This window comes from Desulfitobacterium sp. LBE, assembly GCF_007830365.1.
Classification (GTDB): domain Bacteria; phylum Bacillota; class Desulfitobacteriia; order Desulfitobacteriales; family Desulfitobacteriaceae; genus Desulfitobacterium; species Desulfitobacterium hafniense.
The window spans coordinates 5,238,159-5,255,544 of sequence record NZ_VLKD01000001.1; the positions used below are offsets into that span (position 1 = coordinate 5,238,159).

General features: G+C 48.3%; 17 protein-coding genes. 15 read left to right on the top strand and 2 right to left on the bottom strand.

Features of this window, described 5'->3' with window-relative positions; all coding sequences use genetic code 11:
• The first annotated feature begins 22 nt into the window (after positions 1 to 22).
• Positions 23 to 433 (top strand): DUF3842 family protein, encoded by a 411-nt coding sequence (locus DESLBE_RS24800; protein WP_005810723.1) that lies wholly within the window; start codon positions 23 to 25, stop codon positions 431 to 433.
• A 71-nt stretch (positions 434 to 504) separates the two neighbouring features.
• Here the strand turns inward: DESLBE_RS24800 and DESLBE_RS24805 are convergent, their stop codons facing one another.
• Together DESLBE_RS24805 and DESLBE_RS24810 are read right to left on the bottom strand one after the other, a co-directional pair.
• On the bottom strand, positions 505 to 1,947 hold the full coding sequence (locus DESLBE_RS24805; RefSeq protein ID WP_005810724.1) for an ammonia-forming cytochrome c nitrite reductase subunit c552: 1,443 nt from the start codon (positions 1,945 to 1,947) through the stop codon (positions 505 to 507).
• Complete coding sequence (locus tag DESLBE_RS24810; RefSeq protein WP_005810727.1) at positions 1,948 to 2,448, bottom strand: NapC/NirT family cytochrome c; 501 nt, start codon at positions 2,446 to 2,448, stop codon at positions 1,948 to 1,950. It abuts the gene before it with no gap.
• Between the two features lie 131 nt (positions 2,449 to 2,579).
• Between DESLBE_RS24810 and DESLBE_RS24815 the strand changes: the two genes are divergently transcribed.
• From DESLBE_RS24815 to ilvN, 14 genes are all read left to right on the top strand, one after another.
• Entirely contained in the window at positions 2,580 to 3,338 is a 759-nt protein-coding gene (locus DESLBE_RS24815; RefSeq protein ID WP_011460362.1) for a YebC/PmpR family DNA-binding transcriptional regulator, read from the top strand.
• 215 nt (positions 3,339 to 3,553) lie between these two features.
• Positions 3,554 to 4,549 (top strand): spore photoproduct lyase family protein, encoded by a 996-nt coding sequence (locus DESLBE_RS24820; protein WP_338009687.1) that lies wholly within the window; start codon positions 3,554 to 3,556, stop codon positions 4,547 to 4,549.
• A 104-nt stretch (positions 4,550 to 4,653) separates the two neighbouring features.
• On the top strand, positions 4,654 to 5,151 hold the full coding sequence (ruvC, locus tag DESLBE_RS24825) for a crossover junction endodeoxyribonuclease RuvC (protein WP_005810732.1): 498 nt from the start codon (positions 4,654 to 4,656) through the stop codon (positions 5,149 to 5,151).
• Entirely contained in the window at positions 5,148 to 5,753 is a 606-nt protein-coding gene (ruvA, locus tag DESLBE_RS24830; protein WP_011460360.1) for a Holliday junction branch migration protein RuvA, read from the top strand. Before ruvC ends, ruvA begins: the two co-directional genes overlap by 4 nt.
• 66 nt (positions 5,754 to 5,819) lie before the next feature.
• A complete protein-coding gene (gene ruvB / locus DESLBE_RS24835; RefSeq protein ID WP_005810736.1) occupies positions 5,820 to 6,866 on the top strand; it encodes a Holliday junction branch migration DNA helicase RuvB in 1,047 nt (348 codons plus the stop codon).
• 93 nt (positions 6,867 to 6,959) lie between these two features.
• Positions 6,960 to 8,339 (top strand): SpoIID/LytB domain-containing protein, encoded by a 1,380-nt coding sequence (locus DESLBE_RS24840; RefSeq protein ID WP_015944695.1) that lies wholly within the window; start codon positions 6,960 to 6,962, stop codon positions 8,337 to 8,339.
• A gap of 41 nt (positions 8,340 to 8,380) precedes the next feature.
• Entirely contained in the window at positions 8,381 to 9,406 is a 1,026-nt protein-coding gene (gene queA / locus DESLBE_RS24845; protein WP_011460358.1) for a tRNA preQ1(34) S-adenosylmethionine ribosyltransferase-isomerase QueA, read from the top strand.
• Between the two features lie 17 nt (positions 9,407 to 9,423).
• Complete coding sequence (tgt, locus tag DESLBE_RS24850) at positions 9,424 to 10,542, top strand: tRNA guanosine(34) transglycosylase Tgt (RefSeq protein WP_015944694.1); 1,119 nt, start codon at positions 9,424 to 9,426, stop codon at positions 10,540 to 10,542.
• A gap of 88 nt (positions 10,543 to 10,630) precedes the next feature.
• Complete coding sequence (yajC, locus tag DESLBE_RS24855; protein WP_005810745.1) at positions 10,631 to 10,987, top strand: preprotein translocase subunit YajC; 357 nt, start codon at positions 10,631 to 10,633, stop codon at positions 10,985 to 10,987.
• Between the two features lie 142 nt (positions 10,988 to 11,129).
• On the top strand, positions 11,130 to 11,879 hold the full coding sequence (locus DESLBE_RS24860) for an EcsC family protein (RefSeq protein ID WP_011460357.1): 750 nt from the start codon (positions 11,130 to 11,132) through the stop codon (positions 11,877 to 11,879).
• Between the two features lie 46 nt (positions 11,880 to 11,925).
• The gene (locus DESLBE_RS24865; protein ID WP_005810750.1) at positions 11,926 to 12,588 is read left to right on the top strand and encodes an HD domain-containing protein; all 663 of its coding nucleotides are present in this window, start codon (positions 11,926 to 11,928) and stop codon (positions 12,586 to 12,588) included.
• Positions 12,589 to 12,691: 103 nt separating this feature from the next.
• Complete coding sequence (locus tag DESLBE_RS24870; protein ID WP_015944693.1) at positions 12,692 to 14,899, top strand: protein translocase subunit SecDF; 2,208 nt, start codon at positions 12,692 to 12,694, stop codon at positions 14,897 to 14,899.
• A gap of 180 nt (positions 14,900 to 15,079) precedes the next feature.
• Entirely contained in the window at positions 15,080 to 16,771 is a 1,692-nt protein-coding gene (gene ilvB / locus DESLBE_RS24875; protein WP_015944692.1) for a biosynthetic-type acetolactate synthase large subunit, read from the top strand.
• 6 nt (positions 16,772 to 16,777) lie between these two features.
• Positions 16,778 to 17,272 (top strand): acetolactate synthase small subunit, encoded by a 495-nt coding sequence (gene ilvN / locus DESLBE_RS24880; RefSeq protein WP_005810756.1) that lies wholly within the window; start codon positions 16,778 to 16,780, stop codon positions 17,270 to 17,272.
• Positions 17,273 to 17,386: the final 114 nt, after the last annotated feature.

Consider the following 17,386-nt stretch of genomic DNA (forward strand, 5'->3'; position numbering starts at 1 on the left):
ATAAGAAGTGTGGAGGTTGGGGATGAGAGTTGCAGTCATTGATGGACAAGGCGGAGGAATGGGGAAGCATATCGTGGAACAATTGCGCAAACGCATGCCGGATCTGGAGATATTAGCCCTCGGAACCAATGCATTGGCCACAGGTGCTATGCTCAAAGCAGGTGCTACAGAAGGCGCCTCCGGTGAAGCGGCCATCTGTTATAATGCCCATAGGGTGGATATTATAGCGGGCTCTTTAGCTATTGCCACAGTTCATGGTCTGCTGGGTGAGATTACACCAGGGATAGCCGGAGCAATATCCTCAAGTCCGGCTCTGAAGCTTCTCATACCTATCCAAAGAAGCAATACAGTGATCACAGGAATTACCCGTATGCCCTTGCCCCATCATGTCGAGCAATTGGTGGATGAGGTGGCCGCAAGGGCGAAGGAATAAAGAGGAAGTAGTAAGGAAGTAATAAGGGAGGCCGCTGACTAAGCAGTTGCGGCCTCCCTTTGTTGCAATGATTATGATTGTTTCTTTTCCTCTGTTTGTTTTGTTTCATCATTAGGAGCAGAGCCATCCCCATCCGTGGGCTTCTTATCATTGTTCTTATTGTCTGGGAGTGGGGTAGCGCCCCCTGCTGCTTCATTGGCGGTTCCTGCGCCCGGAGTCTGACCGGCATCGGGATTAGCCGCACCACCGGCAGCGGTACCAACGGCCAGATTAGCCTGCAGCTGAGCCTGACGGGCAAAGTCGATTCCTTCACCCAGCACACGCAGGGCTTCATTAGGACTGTGGAAACCCATGCTGTTTTCGGCGGCAATGTAATCCCAGCGCCACTGAGCTTTGCGGTGCAGATCCCGGGCTTTACTCATGGCATCGGCTTTGGCATTGGCATTTTTATCGGCAGTCTTGATAGCATCCATGGCGTCAGCCAGGGCGTTTTCCAGAACCGTCCGTGTCGCAAAGACTTTATCCTGAGTGGCTATGACTTGATTTTTCAGGTATTCCTCGCTTTGGCGATGACAGGTTTGGCATGACTCACTAATGCTGTTGAGGGGGCTTTGCAGATGATGGGAGGAGATCTTGGATGTTCCTTCTTTAACGTAGGGCATATGGCAGTCGGCACAAGCCACCCCGTTAGCGGCGTGGACTCCTGTTGAAAACAGCTCATAATCAGGGTGCTGGGCTTTCAGCATAGGCGCTCCGGTTTCGGCATGGTTCCAATCTTTGAAGTTGATCTCTTCGTAGTATTTTTCTGCGTCATTGGCGGTGAGGCCATATTTCCAGGGATAGGTCACTCTTTTGGTCTCAGGTTCAAAATAATATTCCACATGGCATTGAGCGCAGACCATGGTACGCATTTCCTGGCGGCTGAGCTGGTTGGGATCGATGCCGCGTTCCTTGAGGGCATTGAGCAAGGTAACCCGGGTAATGCGCAGATTCATGGTCTCAGGATCATGGCAATCTGCACAGGCAATGGGCATGGTGATTTGATCTTTGAGCTGCAGGAAAGGCGTGGACCAGAAGTCATCCCCCATTTGCTCGATTAAACCGGGAACCTGAGGGCTTTTGCAGTTCCAACAGGAGCTGATGGTTTTTTCATTAACCCGCAATGTGGTCGTTACATCCTCAAGGGCGTAGACATGACCCCTCTCGTCATTGTAGTCTTCCGAGAATCCATAACCGGCAAAAAGCCTTTTTTCGATGGGATATTTTTCAAGATGGGATTCTGGCAATGAACCTCCGTATTTGGAGTTGCCCTTGGTCATTTCCTTCTGTTTGTTTTGGCTGGCGTATTGATCCGGATAGACCTTTCCCCAGGTCTCGGAATCAAGGGCTCCTTCCGGGATAGTGGCGGCGGTTCGCGGCGAAGGAGTAATTTGCGAAGCACAGCCGAAGGCCAGCACAGATGAAACGGCTAAGAACAATGAGATAAGTAAAAAGCTTTTCCAAGATTTACGCATTTATGAGCCTCCAATCGAGTGAAGTGGTGTGGAAATGGTTTGTATGCCAAAGGATTGAGTCCCTTGTCCGTGAGGAGTATTTCTATGACAATCAAAGCACTGAGGACCATCTGAGATCCGGATGTTGGCTACCACATCTTGATGACAGCGCAGACAATTCTTCTGAATGACATCCTGGCTCCATTCTGAAGTATGCAAGACGACCGGTTGAGCAAAGGCGTTTTTATAAACATCCTTCATTCCGGAATATCCCTTATAGATCAGGGAATAGGCTATATTAGGACCATGATAAAGATGACAGTCGCCGCACCCCACAAGTTCTTCCCGATGAACGCTGTGCAGTTGCGTTTCATAAGCTTCTTCCATGATGTGACAGGTCGTCCCGCAATAATGAGTGGTTGAAGTGTATTCATAGATGTAGGCGATAAAACCGACGAATACTGCCAGGACGGGTATACTGATGACAAGAAGTTTTTTGTATTTGCGTGGTATGGGTGACAAAACAAAACCTCCTCTCTGTTTTTGTCTTTAGTATGAGGTGCCGGAAGATTTTTCATTCCCTCCAAATAGCTTTACAGGCAAAAATTCTCTATGGTACAATAAGCCTTGGACTAAACAAAGGAGGAGTCACTGTGTCTGGACATTCTAAATGGGCGAATATTAAACATAAAAAAGCAAAAGCTGATGCACAAAAAGGAAAAATCTTTACCAAGCTTGGCAGGGAGCTCATTGTGGCTGCAAGGGCCGGCGGTGGAGACCCTAATAATAATTTTCGCTTGAAAATTGCGATTGATAATGCTAAATCGGCTAATATGCCGAACGATAATATTCAAAGAGCCATCCAAAAAGGTGTGGGCGGCGGCGAAGGGGAAAGCTATGAGGAACTCCGGTATGAAGGCTATGGTCCGGGCGGCGTAGCCATCATGGTGGATATCATGACCGATAACCGCAATCGTACGGCCGGTGAAGTGCGTCATATTTTCTCCAAGCATGGTGGAAACCTGGGAGAGACAGGCTGCGTAAACTGGATGTTCACTGAAAAGGGTCAACTGATGATCCTTAAAGAAGATCTAAAATGTGATGAAGACGAACTGATGCTGCTTGTCCTCGAAGCCGGCGCAGAGGATTTGCAGCAGGATGAAGAGAGCTTTGTGGTGTATACGGCTCCCGGTGATATGGAAGCAGTGCGGCAGGCTTTGCTCGATCAAGGCATTGCCATCGAGGAAGCGAAGATTAACCAAGTTCCCCAAAATACCATTGAGATCGCTGATCTGGAGCAGGCGAAAAAGCTGGTCCGTATGATGGAACTCCTGGAAGACCACGATGATTCCCAGGGAGTCTATGCTAACTTTGAGTTTGCAGACTCGATTGATGAAGAGGAACTGGACTGATTGGCCTAACTGACTGATTGGAAGGATTGAACGAGACTTCTTTCAGTGATCAAGAGTTCTGCACTGTGTCATCGGTGCAGAACTCTTTGTTTTCTTATAGCTTAAAATCCTCTCTTACGACTTTCCTTCCCTGAATAGGACATACTAAAAAACACGATCAGATGATATGTTGTTTTTGCTGATGCCACAAAGTGAGGGAAAGGGAGATGAGCTTTATGCACCCTGAAAGGATCTATTTTGAGCCGGCGGTTCTGAACTATGAGCTAGGGAGGCAACTTCAGGCTAAATACGCCACTGTTCCTTGGGAGCCAATCGAGAGCCATAACAATATTGAGAAATTGCGCAAGAATCCCAATCAAGAGTTTCCGCGCATGAAGCGTCTGCTTATTCTCGGGGTTAGAAAATCGTTAAAGTACACTCCAAATCAAAAGGTTTCCGACTTTCTCGTTCCCTATACTTCCTCCGGTTGCAGTGCCATGTGTCTTTATTGCTACTTGGTATGCAATTACAATAAATGCTCCTATCTGCGGCTGTTTGTAAACCGTGAACAGATGATGGATAAATTGATCAAGACTGCTGATCAAGGGGAAGGTGAACTGGTCTTTGAGATTGGCAGCAACAGTGATCTTGTTTTGGAAAATACCATCACAGGAAACCTGGAGTGGACTATAGAAGAGTTTGCCAAAAAGGAAAGAGGTTACCTGACCTTTCCCACCAAGTTTGATCGGGTTGAACCGTTGTTGGCTTTAAATCATCGGGAAAGAATTATCTTTCGTATGAGCGTAAACCCTGAAGAGATCATTCAAAAAGTGGAGTTGGGAACCTCGCCATTAAAGGCGAGGGTCCAAGCGCTGAACCAAATGGCTGAAGCAGGGTACAAAGTGGGCATACTCATTGCCCCCGTGGTGCTGGTGGAGCATTGGCAAGAACTTTATGCTCAATTGATCGAGCAGCTGGCTGAGCTGATCACCCCGCAAGCTAAGAAGAAACTGTTTATTGAAATCATTTTCATGACCTACAGCTTTATTCACCGGGCTATAAATCAAGAGGCTTTTCCTAAAGCAGTTGAGTTATACGATCAATCCCGCATGACGGGGAGAGGCCGGGGAAAGTACTGGTACAAAGAAACAGTCCGGGTGAGTGGTGAAGAGTTCCTGCGGAAGGAACTGGCGGAAAAATTAAAGGGAATTCCGATCCTTTATGTGGTTTGACCAGTGCCAAAAGGAAACCCAATGCCTCTTTTAAATAAAATCCCCCCACAAGGAATAAATCGTCTTCCTGTCGAATCTTAATCAAGAGAGAAAGGAAGGCGTTTATGCTTATATTAGGTATTGATCCAGGCACCGCGATTATGGGTTATGGATTAATTGAAAAAAAGGGGAATCGTTTATTTCCCGTGGATTATGCTTGTTGGCGTACACCGGCTCATACCCCCATGCCTGAACGGTTGCTTATGCTCTATCATGAGATAGAGGCCTATATAAAGGAAAAACAACCCCACCATGTAGCTGTTGAAGAGCTCTTTTTTAATCGCAATACGACAACCGCTATTTCCGTGGGGCAGGCCAGAGGAGTTGTGTTGCTGGCCGCAGCTCAATGTGGCCTCCCTGTCTATGAGTATACCCCCTTGCAGGTTAAACAGGCTGTGGCGGGTTATGGCAGAGCGGATAAGCAGCAGATTCAACAGATGGTCAGAGCCTTGCTGGGCCTGCAGGAGATACCGAAACCGGATGATACGGCAGATGCCTTAGCCATCGCTATCTGCCATGCCCATAGTGTGAATTTGCTCAATAGAATGGGGGGAGCCCTTTGATAGGAATGCTCAGAGGAAAGGTATGGGAGATTCAAGCCGATAAATTGATTCTGGATGTTCAGGGAGTAGGCTATCAATTATCCATCCCGTATGGATTATTAGGCAAAGCACATCCTGGTCACGAGCTGATTCTGTATACCCATGTGATTTTGCGGGAGGATGAGCTGGCTCTGTACGGTTTTTCTTCAGCAGCGGAGAAAGAGCTCTTCTTGCTGATGCTTTCCGTATCGGGCATTGGACCCAAAGCAGCCTTATCGATCCTATCGACTTTAGGCATTGGCCAGACAGAAAGTGCCATTGCCAGTGAAAATATTACCCTTTTGACCAAGGTGCCCGGTATCGGCAAAAAAACGGCACAGCGCTTGATTTTAGAGTTAAAAGAGAAATTCAAAGGCCGGGCCATAGCGTTGGAGGGGATAGAGGGAGCAGGAAGCTTGCCCCAGGCTGCTTTTCACTCGGAAGCTATGGAAACCCTGCTGGCTTTGGGATTCAGCCAAGAGGAAGCTAAGAAAGCGCTCCAAGCTCTTCCCGATTCAGCCCAAGCATTGAGTACGGAGGAGCAGGTACGATTGGCGCTGCGCTCTCTTGCCGCGACAAAGTAAACTATAGCGCCCTTTGAGGGATGAGGCATGCCCTTTGAAGGATGATGAAGATAGAGGAGAAAGATTATGGAAGAACGGATGATCACACCGCAGCAGCTTCCAGGGGATCAGGAAGGGGAAGTCCTTAGACCCCACCGGCTGGCGGACTACATAGGTCAGACTAAGGTTAAGGATAACCTGCAGATTTTTATTCAGGCTGCCCTGGCCAGGGGAGAAGCTCTGGACCACGTCCTTCTCTATGGCCCGCCGGGTCTGGGCAAAACCACACTGGCTAATATTATCGCTACGGAGATGGAGGTAAACATTCGGACCACTTCAGGACCGGCTATTGAGCGACCGGGAGATTTAGCGGCTATTCTTACCTCTTTAGAACCAAGAGATGTCTTATTTATCGACGAAATTCATCGGTTAAGCCGTACCACTGAGGAAATACTCTACTCCGCTATGGAGGATGGGTGCCTGGATATTGTCATCGGCAAAGGGCCCAGTGCCCGGTCCATCCGTCTCACCTTACCGCCCTTTACCTTAGTGGGGGCAACCACCCGGGCCGGGCAGCTGGCTTCTCCCTTAAGGGATCGGTTCGGGGTCATCAGCCGCCTTGAGTTTTATGAAGTGGAGGATCTCATCAGGATCATAACCCGGGCCGCAGGGATCTTAAATCTTCAGATAACCTTGGAAGGAGCGTCGGAGATTGCCAGAAGATCGCGGGGAACCCCACGGGTAGCCAACCGTCTCCTCAAACGAGTGCGGGATTATGCCCAGGTCTGGGAAGATGGCAGAGTTACTCAGGAATTGGCCGGCAAATCTCTCGATCGGCTGGAAGTCGATCCCGCCGGACTGGATCGAATTGACCAAAAATGCCTCCTTACTATCATTCAGATGTTCGCGGGGGGGCCGGTTGGTTTGGAGACCCTCTCAGCAACTATTGGCGAAGAGGCGGAAACCATCGAAGATGTGGTGGAACCTTATCTCCTGCAGCAAGGGTTTATTCAAAGGACACCCCGGGGACGGGTGGCTACGGTTCGCGCTTATCAGCATCTCAATATTCCTGTAAATTCTTCTCACCAAGAAGGCGGGCAGGGTGACAGTTTGTTTGACGCAGCGGAGGATTGAACGAGACTTCTTTCAGTGATAAGTCTGAAGTACAGGAATAGATAAAACCTGAAACGGGCAATCTGTTTGAAAAGAGTAGTGAGGTGGTTGAATTTGCTGCCTTTGTCAGACAGATTGTCTTTTTCCGTAAAGAAAGTATTCTTTTTTCTCATGGTTTCCTTGGCTCTTCAAGCTGCGCCTTGTCAAGCCAAGGAAATTGATGTGGAGTTAGTATGGAAGTTTAAAGATGCCGGGTGGATTAAAGTTGAGGTGGAACAAGGGAATTATACCCTTAAAGAAGCTGGTAAAGATAAGCAGACAGCAATGCCTTTTCCGGCGGGTTCTAACCTCGAGCTCACCTGGGGAGGCTGGTCCCCCGCTCTGAAGAAAAACTATGATCCTTTTCAAAGCTGGAGCGGGAAAGAGCTGGAGTTGAATCGCCAAGGGGCATACGGATCCTTTCTCGTGCAAACTCCGGATGGTCAAAAGGTAAGCTATCGGGGGAGCCTGAAGATCCGTTGGGAAAATGGCGGTTGTAAGCTTATCAACCGGGTGGATCAGGAAGAGTATCTCAAAGGAGTTGTCTCCATTGAAATGAGCAACTCCTGGGCCGGGGACGGTTTGGAGGCCCTCAAAGCCCAAGCGGTAGCTGCCAGAACCTATATGGTGAGAAAAACCCGTACTGCGGCTCAGATTACGGACTCTCCTGATTATGATCAAGCTTATTCGGGAAGGAATGTAGAGGGTGCGGCCAACCAAGCCGTAGAAGCTACCCGGGGAGAAATCCTGGTGGACTCTATAACCTATCAGCCCATTGATGCCCTTTATTCTTCTCATAACGGCGGGTATACGGAACTTGCGGAAAATGTGTGGTCCAACCCGGATCCTCATTTTATCTCGCAGCCGGATCCCTTTTCCCAAGGAATCGGCGGCCCGGCCGATCGCTGGCGGTTTATTATAGGCGCAGATATTCTGGGGCAAGCCTTCGAAATGGGTCCCATTGCCAAAATTGAACTTGACAAACTCCCTTCAGGTAGGGTAAAAAAGGTAAGGATGCAGGACATTCATGGTAAACTTCATGAGGTGAGCGGCAGGGCTTTTGTGCAGAAATTTTACCCCTATGGCCGGCCGATTACCGTCCAAGCCTTTCTGGGCAATCTATTTACCGTCCGGCAAATACCTGGGGATGAACCTTTATTTTCTTTTGATCTGGGGGAATTAGGTGTTCCCTCCCGTCTGAGCGAACTTATAGAACGGCAAAAAGCGATGGAAGCCGGCTCCGGACCCCGTTTGAGCCGTATTCTAAGTACGAACCAAGGGATTCGGGATATTCCCGCTGCCCATGATGTCTTTGTTTTTAATGGCCGGGGCTGGGGTCATGGTGTGGGTATGTCGCAATGGGGAGCCTATCACATGGCTCAACGGGGATATACTTACGGAGAAATCCTGGCTTTTTATTACCAGCAGACGGATTTAATCAAACATTATTTATAAGATTCGCTGTGACTTTGTTCCAGAGAAAAAGGAGAATCATTTTGAAATTAGAAGATTTCGATTTTGAGCTGCCCGAGGATCGGATTGCTCAGCATCCAGTGGAACCCCGGGATTCTTCCCGTCTTATGGTGATGAATCGTTGGACTGGAGAGATTGAGCATCGTGTGTTTCGGGAACTCCCCGAGCTGCTCCAAGCAGGAGATGTCCTGGTGGTCAACAATACCAGGGTCATCCCTGCCCGGTTAATTGGTGAAAAAGAGGGTACCCAGGCCAAAATCGAGTGCTTGCTCCTCACCCGCCGGGACAAAGATGTGTGGGAGACCCTTATTAAGCCTGGTAAACGCTTAAAGGCAGGGCAGACTGTAGTATTTGGGGATGGCCTCCTGCGGGGAGAGCTCCTGGAGATTTTACCTGATGGCAATCGGCTGGTGAGGTTTAATTATCAGGGAATCTTTGAAGAGGTCCTTGATCAATTAGGGAACATGCCCTTGCCCCCCTATATTACGGAGCAGCTGCAGGATAAGGAGCGGTATCAAACCATCTATGCCAAGGAGAGTGGCTCCGCCGCTGCTCCTACTGCCGGTCTCCATTTTACGCCGGAGCTGTTGGAGCGTTTGCAGGATAAAGGCGTGGAAATCGTTGAGATCCTGCTCCATGTAGGGTTGGGAACTTTCCGGCCGGTCAAAGTGGAAAATGTGGAAGAACATACGATGCATTCGGAATATTACCGGGTTACCCCAGACGCTGCGGAGCGGATCAATCGTGCTAAAAGCCAGGGGCGCCGGGTCATCGCCGTAGGAACCACGGCTTCCCGGACGTTGGAGTCCGTGGCTGGGGAAAATGGCCGGATTGAAGGGAAGGAAGGGTGGACAGATATCTATATCTACCCGGGTTATACCTTCAAAATTCTCGATGGCTTGATCACGAACTTTCATTTTCCCAAGTCCACCCTGGTTATGCTGGTCAGTGCTTTAGCCGGCAGAGATCAGATCCTCAAAGCCTATCAGATCGCCATTGCAGAGGGCTACCGTTTCTATAGCTTTGGCGATGCTATGATGATATTGTAATAAAGGAAGTGACCCCATTGGCAGTTCGTATAGAAGTTCTCAAAGAAGATAACCGTACCCGTGCCCGCCTCGGCAAGCTCCACACTCCTCACGGAGTGATCGAAACTCCCGTCTTTATGCCCGTGGGAACCCAGGCTACGGTAAAAACTATGACCCCTGAGGAATTAAAGGACCTGGGAGCGGGCATAATATTAAGCAATACCTATCACCTTTTTTTGCGCCCGGGTCATGAGCTCATCCGTGAAGCAGGCGGCCTTCATGCTTTTATGCATTGGGATGGAGCAATTCTCACCGATAGCGGCGGCTTTCAAGTATTCAGTCTCGGTGACTTGCGCAAAATTACTGAGGAGGGAGTGGAATTCCGTTCCCATCTGGATGGTTCAAAGAAATTTTTAAGTCCGGAGATTGCTACACAAGTTCAGATGGCTTTAGGCTCCGATATCGTCATGGCTTTTGATGAATGCACACCTTATCCCGCCACCCGGGACTATGCCAAAGCTTCTTTGGAGCGTACGACCCGTTGGCTTAAGCGTTGCCAGGAGACCTTGACCACCACAGACCGGCAGGCTCTTTTTGGGATTGTTCAAGGAAGCATGTATGAGGATCTGCGCAAGCAAAGTGCGGCGGAAATCACTGAATTGGATTTGCCGGGCTATGCCGTAGGCGGCCTGAGTGTGGGAGAGCCTAAGGAACTGATGTATGAAGTTCTGGATTATACAGTTCCTCTATTACCTAAGGATAAGCCCCGATATTTGATGGGAGTAGGTTCACCGGATGCCCTGATTGAAGGAGTGATGAGGGGGATTGATATGTTTGACTGCGTTCTGCCGACGCGAATTGCCCGTAACGGAACCGCACTTACCCGTTATGGCAAGCTTGTGGTCAGAAACGCTGAATCAGCTCATGATTTCTCACCTATCGATCCCACCTGTGATTGCTACACCTGTAAAAATTACTCCCGGGCTTACCTAAGGCATCTAATCAAAGCGGATGAAATCCTGGGTTTGCGCCTGATGACCATTCATAACCTGCGTTTCTTAACCAATCTTATGAGCGAGATTCGGGCGGCCATTAAAGAAAACCGCCTGCCCGAATACCGAGAGAAGTTTTTCTATGAGTATGGATATTTGAAATAATTCGTTCAATAAGCAGGATTTATGGAGGGCTATGAGGAATAAGGTACACTAGAATGATGGACAATATTAAAAGGGGGACAATAAATTTATGGATCAAGGTACAATGACACTTCTTATTTACGTCGTAGTTTTTGGTGGTATAATGTATTTTTTCATGATCCGCCCACAGCAAAAACAAGCGAAACAAAGACGAGCTATGCTGGATAGCTTACGTGTTAATGATAAGATCATAACCGCCGGTGGAATCTATGGGAAAATCCGCAAGGTCAAAGAAGATTCTGTGATCATCCAGATTGCCGATAAAGTGGAGATCGAAGTGACTAAGACCGGTGTAGGTTCCGTCGAAAATCGTGACATTGTCGTAGAAAAAGAGAAGAAGGCAGATAAAAAGGATAAAGCAGAGAAAAAAGAAGAGGTCGTCGAACAGGAGCAGACCGCAGAATAGGACCCACAAGAATGTCCGACCTGATTACGGGTACAATATAGAGGAACGAATAAGCAAGTGGAAGTATCTGCTTGCTTATTTCATTGGTTGCTAGAAATTTGGTTTTGTTCAAAATAAATCTTTATGTCAGGTGGGGATAAATGTGACCTACGAAGAGCATATCCAAAGCGAATTACTGCGGTGGCAAAAGAAAATGCTGCGCCCACCGGGTTTGTTGGAAAAGGGATCGAAAGCAATTCAAAGTAAAGTCAACGGGCTCTACCCTAAGAAGTTTTTTGATACCCTGACGGTCACCATCAAAGGACTGGTTCGCGGGGTGCTCTTTGGTCTTGAATTTATACCCAAAGGCAAGCCCATTAAGCAGGCTGCCCTTATGGAAAGGGATCAGAAGGCCTTGGAACTGCTCAAGAATTACAAACGAGTGGCGGCGGCAGAAGGCGCCGGAACAGGAGCCGGGGGAATCATACTGGGTATAGCGGATTTTCCCGCCCTGATCGCTATTAAGATGAAATTTCTTTTCGAACTTGCTCATATCTATGGTTATTCCACTGAAAGCTATAAGGAGCGGTTATACCTGTTGTTTGTTTTCCAATTGGCCTTTTCCAGCCAGGAGAAACGCCCGGGGGTGTTCTACAACCTGGTGCATTGGGAGGAAACAGTCAAAGAATATCCGGAACTAAAAGCCATGGAACTTTTTGATTGGGAGCAGTTCCAGGTGGAATATCGGGATGCCATCGACCTGAGAAAAATGCTCCAAATGCTGCCGGGAATCGGAGCAGTGGTTGGTGCTGTAGCCAATTATGGTTTACTGGAGGATTTGGGCCATGTGGGCATGAATTGCTACCGGTTAAGGATTCTTCAGGAAAAAGGACTTATCCAAGTGGATTTATAAGCAAGTGGATTCAATAAGATGCGGCAAACAGTCTGGGGGAATTTTCATGAAATCGGTTACGGTAGCTGATTTGAAAGCGGACCCAATCGTTCAAGGCTATATCGAAGTGGGCAACAGAAATCTGGCAGCCATTGGATTTACGGAACACGGCTTGAGACATGTGGGATTGGTGTCCAATATTGCTTATAATATCCTGGAGAAATTGGGTTACTCGGAACGTGAGTGCGAGCTTGCGGCAGTAGCCGCTTATCTTCATGATATCGGCAATGTCATCAATCGAAGCGGACACGCTCAGACAGGGGCGCTGCTGTCTGCTCATATTCTGGAACGTCACGCCATGGCCCCTGAAGAAATTGCCATCGTCATTGGCGCCATTGGCAATCATGACGAAAGCGACGGCAACCCTGTCAGCAATATTTCCGCAGCATTAATCTTAGCGGACAAATCCGATGTGCACCGCTCGCGGGTAAGAAACCAGGACCCGGCCACCTTTGATATTCATGACCGTGTCAATTATGCTGTGGAACATTCATTTTTACGGGTTTACCCCAAAGATAGAGTTGCGTTGGAGATTACCATCAACACGGAAATTTGCCCCGTTATGGATTATTTCGAAATATTCTTGGCCCGCATGCTCCTTTGCCGTAGGGCAGCCAGTTTTTTAGACACTGTATTTGAACTTAAAATCAATGAAGTTAAGCTTCTTTAAAACTACGATAAAAACTACCTTTCATTGACACCGTGAATAAGCGAGGATTATAATTAGGTTTGGCATGGGCAAGTCCCAGGTAACAATTAAGGGAGGAAGTATGATGAAAAGGGGAAGTATCCTGAAATTAACAGCAGCCTTATTGCTGATCGTCATCGCCGTAGTATTCTCAATTCAGCCCCTTACGGATTCAGAAAGGGGAATTTCGTTAGGACTTGACCTGCGCGGAGGAGTTCACCTCGTCCTGCAAGCTGAACCTGGACCTGACGGTGCAGCTATTACAGCGGATGATGTGGAAAAGGCTAAAAGCATCATTGAGAAACGGGTCAATGAGATGGGGCTGTCTGAGCCGGTCATTCAGGCTGATTTAGATAAGAAGCGGATTATTGTGGATTTAGCCGGAGTTCAGGACCCGGATAAAGCGGTAGAAGCTTTAAAGACGACAGCAAAACTCACTTTTAAAGATCCGCAAGGCAATGTGGTCATTGAAGGAGGGGATTTGAAAGATGCCCGTGCGGGACAGGGAGAACGCAGTTATGTGGTTCATCTCACCTTCTCTCCGGAAGGAGCAAAGAAATTTGCAGATGTGACCAGCCGTAATATTGGTCAAAACATTGGCATTTACTTAGATGATCAGCTACTGCAAAATCCTCAAGTACAGGCTGCCATTACCAATGGCCAGGCTGAAATCACCGGGTATGCATCTCTGGAAGAAGCTGCTCAATATGCAGTCTTGCTTCGTTCCGGCGCATTGCCTGTAAGCTTAAGCATTGAAGAGAAACGTACTGTGGGAGCTTCGCTGGGTGTAGACTCCCTGAATAAGAGTATCAATGCCGGTATTGTAGCTTTAGTATTTATTCTTTTATTCATGCTGGTGCTCTATCGTCTCCCCGGACTTGTCGCGAATATCTCTTTGATTGTCTTTACCTTAATTGTGTTGTGGGCCTTGAAGGGATTTGGCGCCGTTCTGACCTTGCCGGGCATAGCGGGGATACTTCTCTCCATCGGCATGGCGGTGGATTTAAACATTATTATTTATGAGCGGATTAAAGAAGAGCTGCGCCTGGGCAAATCCCTGCGCGCCTCTGTGGAAGCCGGCTTCAGCCGCGCCTTTCTGACCGTCTTTGACTCTAATATTACCACCTTATTTGCAGCGGCAACCCTCTTTTTCCTGGGCACAAGTTCCATTAAAGGATTTGCCATAACCTTGGGTATCGGTATTTTTGCCAGCCTCTTTACGGCCATTACCTTTACCCGGATGCTTTTACGCTGGATAGTAGGTATTAATCCGCGCATGAATACAGCTTGGTTTGGCGTGAAAAGGGAAAACGATGCTTCCGGAAAGAAAACCGGGGAAGCAACGCCTGCGACTCAGGCAGCTACCTATGAAGATGTTAAGGCATCCATGCCTTTCTATTTCAATGTAGTGAAACGCCGGTATATCTGGTTTGCTCTATCCTTAATTATGATTGCCGTCAGTTTGGGCTCCCTCTTCACTCAGAAGCTGAATCTGGGAGTGGACTTTACCGGCGGCACCATGCTTGATATGAAATTCAGTCAGCAGGTTACCCAGGAAAAGATCACCCAGGCTATGGAATCCGTAGGTCTGGAAGGACCGGTGGTGCAGCTTTCCGATAATGATACGTCGGCTTTGATCCGGACCTCTGCCTTGGAAGAAGACAAGCGCAACGAATTGCTCACCGCCCTGCAGACTCAGGTAGGAGATTTTGATAAGGAATCCCTGAAAGAAGACAAGGTCGGACCGGCTATCGGCCAGGAGCTGACCGAGAACGCTTTCTTATCTCTGGCTATTGCAGCAGTCTTAATGCTGGTGTATATTGGCTTCCGCTTCCAATTTGCTTATGCTGTATCGGGAATTTTGGCTCTGGTGCATGACGTGATCATCACCGTAGGGATATTCTCCCTGTTCCAATGGGAAATCGATGCGACCTTTGTAGCCGCTATCCTGACCATCTTCGGATATTCCATCAATGATACAGTGGTTATTTTTGACCGAATCAGAGAAAATGAACCTCGCCTAAAACGAGGGGACAGCTATGAGGACATGGTGGATAAATCCGTCTGGCAGATGATGGGGCGTTCGATCAAAACCGTCCTGACGGTTCTCATTTCCCTGCTGGCAATTTATATCCTCGGCGGCGAATCAACCCAAGGATTTGCCTTAGCCATGCTGATTGGTGTCATAGCCGGAGCTTATTCTTCCGTCTTTAATGCCAGCCAGATTTTGGTCGAGATTAAAAAAAGAATGAAGCCGAAAAGGGGCGGTAAGGCTGCCCGCACGAAAGCATAATCTTCGGCTTTTGCATAATCTAATATAAACCTAAAAATTCCGGGCTGGCTCCCGGAATTTTTATTACACCGGCAGAAGGCGGCTGATAAATTTGTTCCTGGATTTATAATATTATATAGTGCATTTTTTTCTATTCTGTACTATAATACATTCTAAATAGAAAATAAAGGAGGAGTGGGCATGAGGATGTCGGGAGCTCAAGCTGTCATTGAATGCTTGAAGCAAGAAAATGTGGAAATCGTTTTCGGATATCCTGGGGGTGCGGTCTTGACGCTTTATGATGCGCTTTATGAGACCCAGTTTCCTCATATATTGACTCGTCATGAACAGGGTGCGGTCCACGCTGCAGATGGCTATGCCCGATCGACTGGAAAAGTGGGGGTATGTATTGCCACCTCTGGACCGGGAGCTACGAACTTAATTACCGGGATCGCCACAGCTTATATGGATTCCATTCCCATGGTGGCCATCACAGGCCAGGTGGCAGTTTCTCTGATCGGGCGGGATTCCTTTCAGGAAGCTGATGTAACAGGAATTACCACGCCGATTACCAAGCATAACTATCTTGTCAAAGATGTCAGTGAATTGCCCAGAGTGTTTAAAGAGGCTTTCCATATCGCCCGGACAGGCCGACCCGGCCCGGTCTTGATCGACGTTGCCAAAGATGTGTTTGCTAAGGAGCTGGACTTTCACTACCCTGATAACGTCCACTTGCGGGGATATCGCCCGATTTTTGAAGGGGACGCTCAGATCATTGCCCAAGTCGCTGAAGAACTGAGCAAGGCCCAAAGACCGCTGCTCTTTGTGGGTGGCGGGGTAAATCTGGCCGATGTTTCTCCAGCCTTAAGGGAGTTTGTAGAATACACCCGCATCCCTGTCATAAGCAGTCTTATGGGCTTAGGCTGTATTCCTGATCAACACCCGCAGAATTACGGTATGGTGGGCATGCACGGAACCTATGCTGCCAACATGGCGACCACCCATGCGGATTTGCTGATTGGCCTGGGCGTGCGTTTTGACGATCGGGTCACGGGCCTTGTGGCGGATTTTGCCTCAAAGGCGAAAGTGATTCATTTCGATATCGATCCTGCTGAGGTTAATAAGAATATTATCGCCAATATTCGTGTTGTAGGGGATTTAAAGTGGTCCATACCGGCTCTGTTGAATCAAGTGAAAGAGAGAGCTGCGGAAACATGGATGGGGTCCAATAGGGAATGGAAAAAGCAACTGGATGAATGGCGGGAGGATAATCCCCTGACTTATCTTCCCCGGGAAGGAATGATTATGCCTCAGCATTTAATCCAGCGAGTCAGCCATTTTGCGGCAGAGGATGCTGTCGTCGTTACGGATGTCGGGCAGCACCAGATGTGGGCCAGCCAATTTTATGAGTATAAACGCCCCCGGACGTTGCTCACCTCCGGTGGTTTGGGAACCATGGGATACGGGCTGCCCGCGGCTTTGGGAGCCCAAGTGGGATGCCCCGGCCGCCAGATTGTCTGTTTTTCGGGTGATGGCGGTTTTATGATGAACTGTCAGGAGTTGTCGACGTTAGCAGATTTGGACTTGCCGGTCAAGGTATTTATTCTTAATAATCAGGTCCTCGGTATGGTAGCCCAATGGCAGCGGATGTTCTATAATGGACATTACTCCCACACTACCCTGAAAGGGCGTACGGATTTTGTGAAACTGGCGGAAGCGATGGGTGTCACCGGCTTGAGAGTCACGGAACCGCAGGATGTTGACATGGCTATTCAAAAGGCTTTCGCAATCAAAGGGCCTGTAGTCGTGGAGATTCGGATTCCTGCTGACGAAAATGTACTGCCCATGGTTCCGGCGGGAGGGCGTCTTGACCAAATGATTATGGGAGGGTAAGGCATTATGAGACATACATTAGCCGTGTTGGTTGAGAATCGCCCCGGAGTATTGACTCATATCTCAGGATTAATCAGCCGGAGGGCCTTTAATATTGAAAGCATTGCCGCAGGGTATACGGAGGAACCCGATACCACACGCATCACGGTTGTTGTTCAGGCTGATGAAATGGAACTGGAACAGGTGGTCAACCAGCTTTCCAAACTGGTCGATGTGATTAAGATAACGAATTTAACCGCAGCGGATTCCATTCAAAGAGAGCTGGCTATGATTAAAGTGAAGGCCAGCAGCGAGACCCGTTCCGATATTGTGGATATTGTCGATATTTTCCGTGCCAAAATCGTCGATGTGAACCGTGAGACGATGGTTATTGAATTGACAGGAGAAGAAACCAAGATTGACGCTCTTTGTGAAGTCCTTAAGGATTACGGTATTATTGAAATTGTCAGGACTGGAAAAATAGCTTTGTCACGGGGACCTATCCCAGCAAAACATGGATAACCCGGAATGATAGTTAAGCCAAATTACCAATCGGTTGGTAATTTGGCTTTTTAAATGTCGGAAAAAGAGGTGGATCGAGTGGCTGTAGAGAATATTCAATCAAGTGGAAAGGGA

Bases quoted from the DNA above. Each gene is read 5' to 3' on its own strand.
- DESLBE_RS24800 (WP_005810723.1), top strand. From the start codon at position 23: ATGAGAGTTGCAGTCATTGATGGACAAGGCGGAGGAATGGGGAAGCAT.
- DESLBE_RS24805 (WP_005810724.1), bottom strand. From the start codon at position 1,947: ATGCGTAAATCTTGGAAAAGCTTTTTACTTATCTCATTGTTCTTAGCC.
- DESLBE_RS24820 (WP_338009687.1), top strand. From the start codon at position 3,554: ATGCACCCTGAAAGGATCTATTTTGAGCCGGCGGTTCTGAACTATGAG.
- ruvC (WP_005810732.1), top strand. From the start codon at position 4,654: ATGCTTATATTAGGTATTGATCCAGGCACCGCGATTATGGGTTATGGA.
- ruvB (WP_005810736.1), top strand. From the start codon at position 5,820: ATGGAAGAACGGATGATCACACCGCAGCAGCTTCCAGGGGATCAGGAA.
- yajC (WP_005810745.1), top strand. From the start codon at position 10,631: ATGGATCAAGGTACAATGACACTTCTTATTTACGTCGTAGTTTTTGGT.
- DESLBE_RS24865 (WP_005810750.1), top strand. From the start codon at position 11,926: ATGAAATCGGTTACGGTAGCTGATTTGAAAGCGGACCCAATCGTTCAA.
- DESLBE_RS24870 (WP_015944693.1), top strand. From the start codon at position 12,692: ATGAAAAGGGGAAGTATCCTGAAATTAACAGCAGCCTTATTGCTGATC.
- ilvB (WP_015944692.1), top strand. From the start codon at position 15,080: ATGAGGATGTCGGGAGCTCAAGCTGTCATTGAATGCTTGAAGCAAGAA.
- ilvN (WP_005810756.1), top strand. From the start codon at position 16,778: ATGAGACATACATTAGCCGTGTTGGTTGAGAATCGCCCCGGAGTATTG.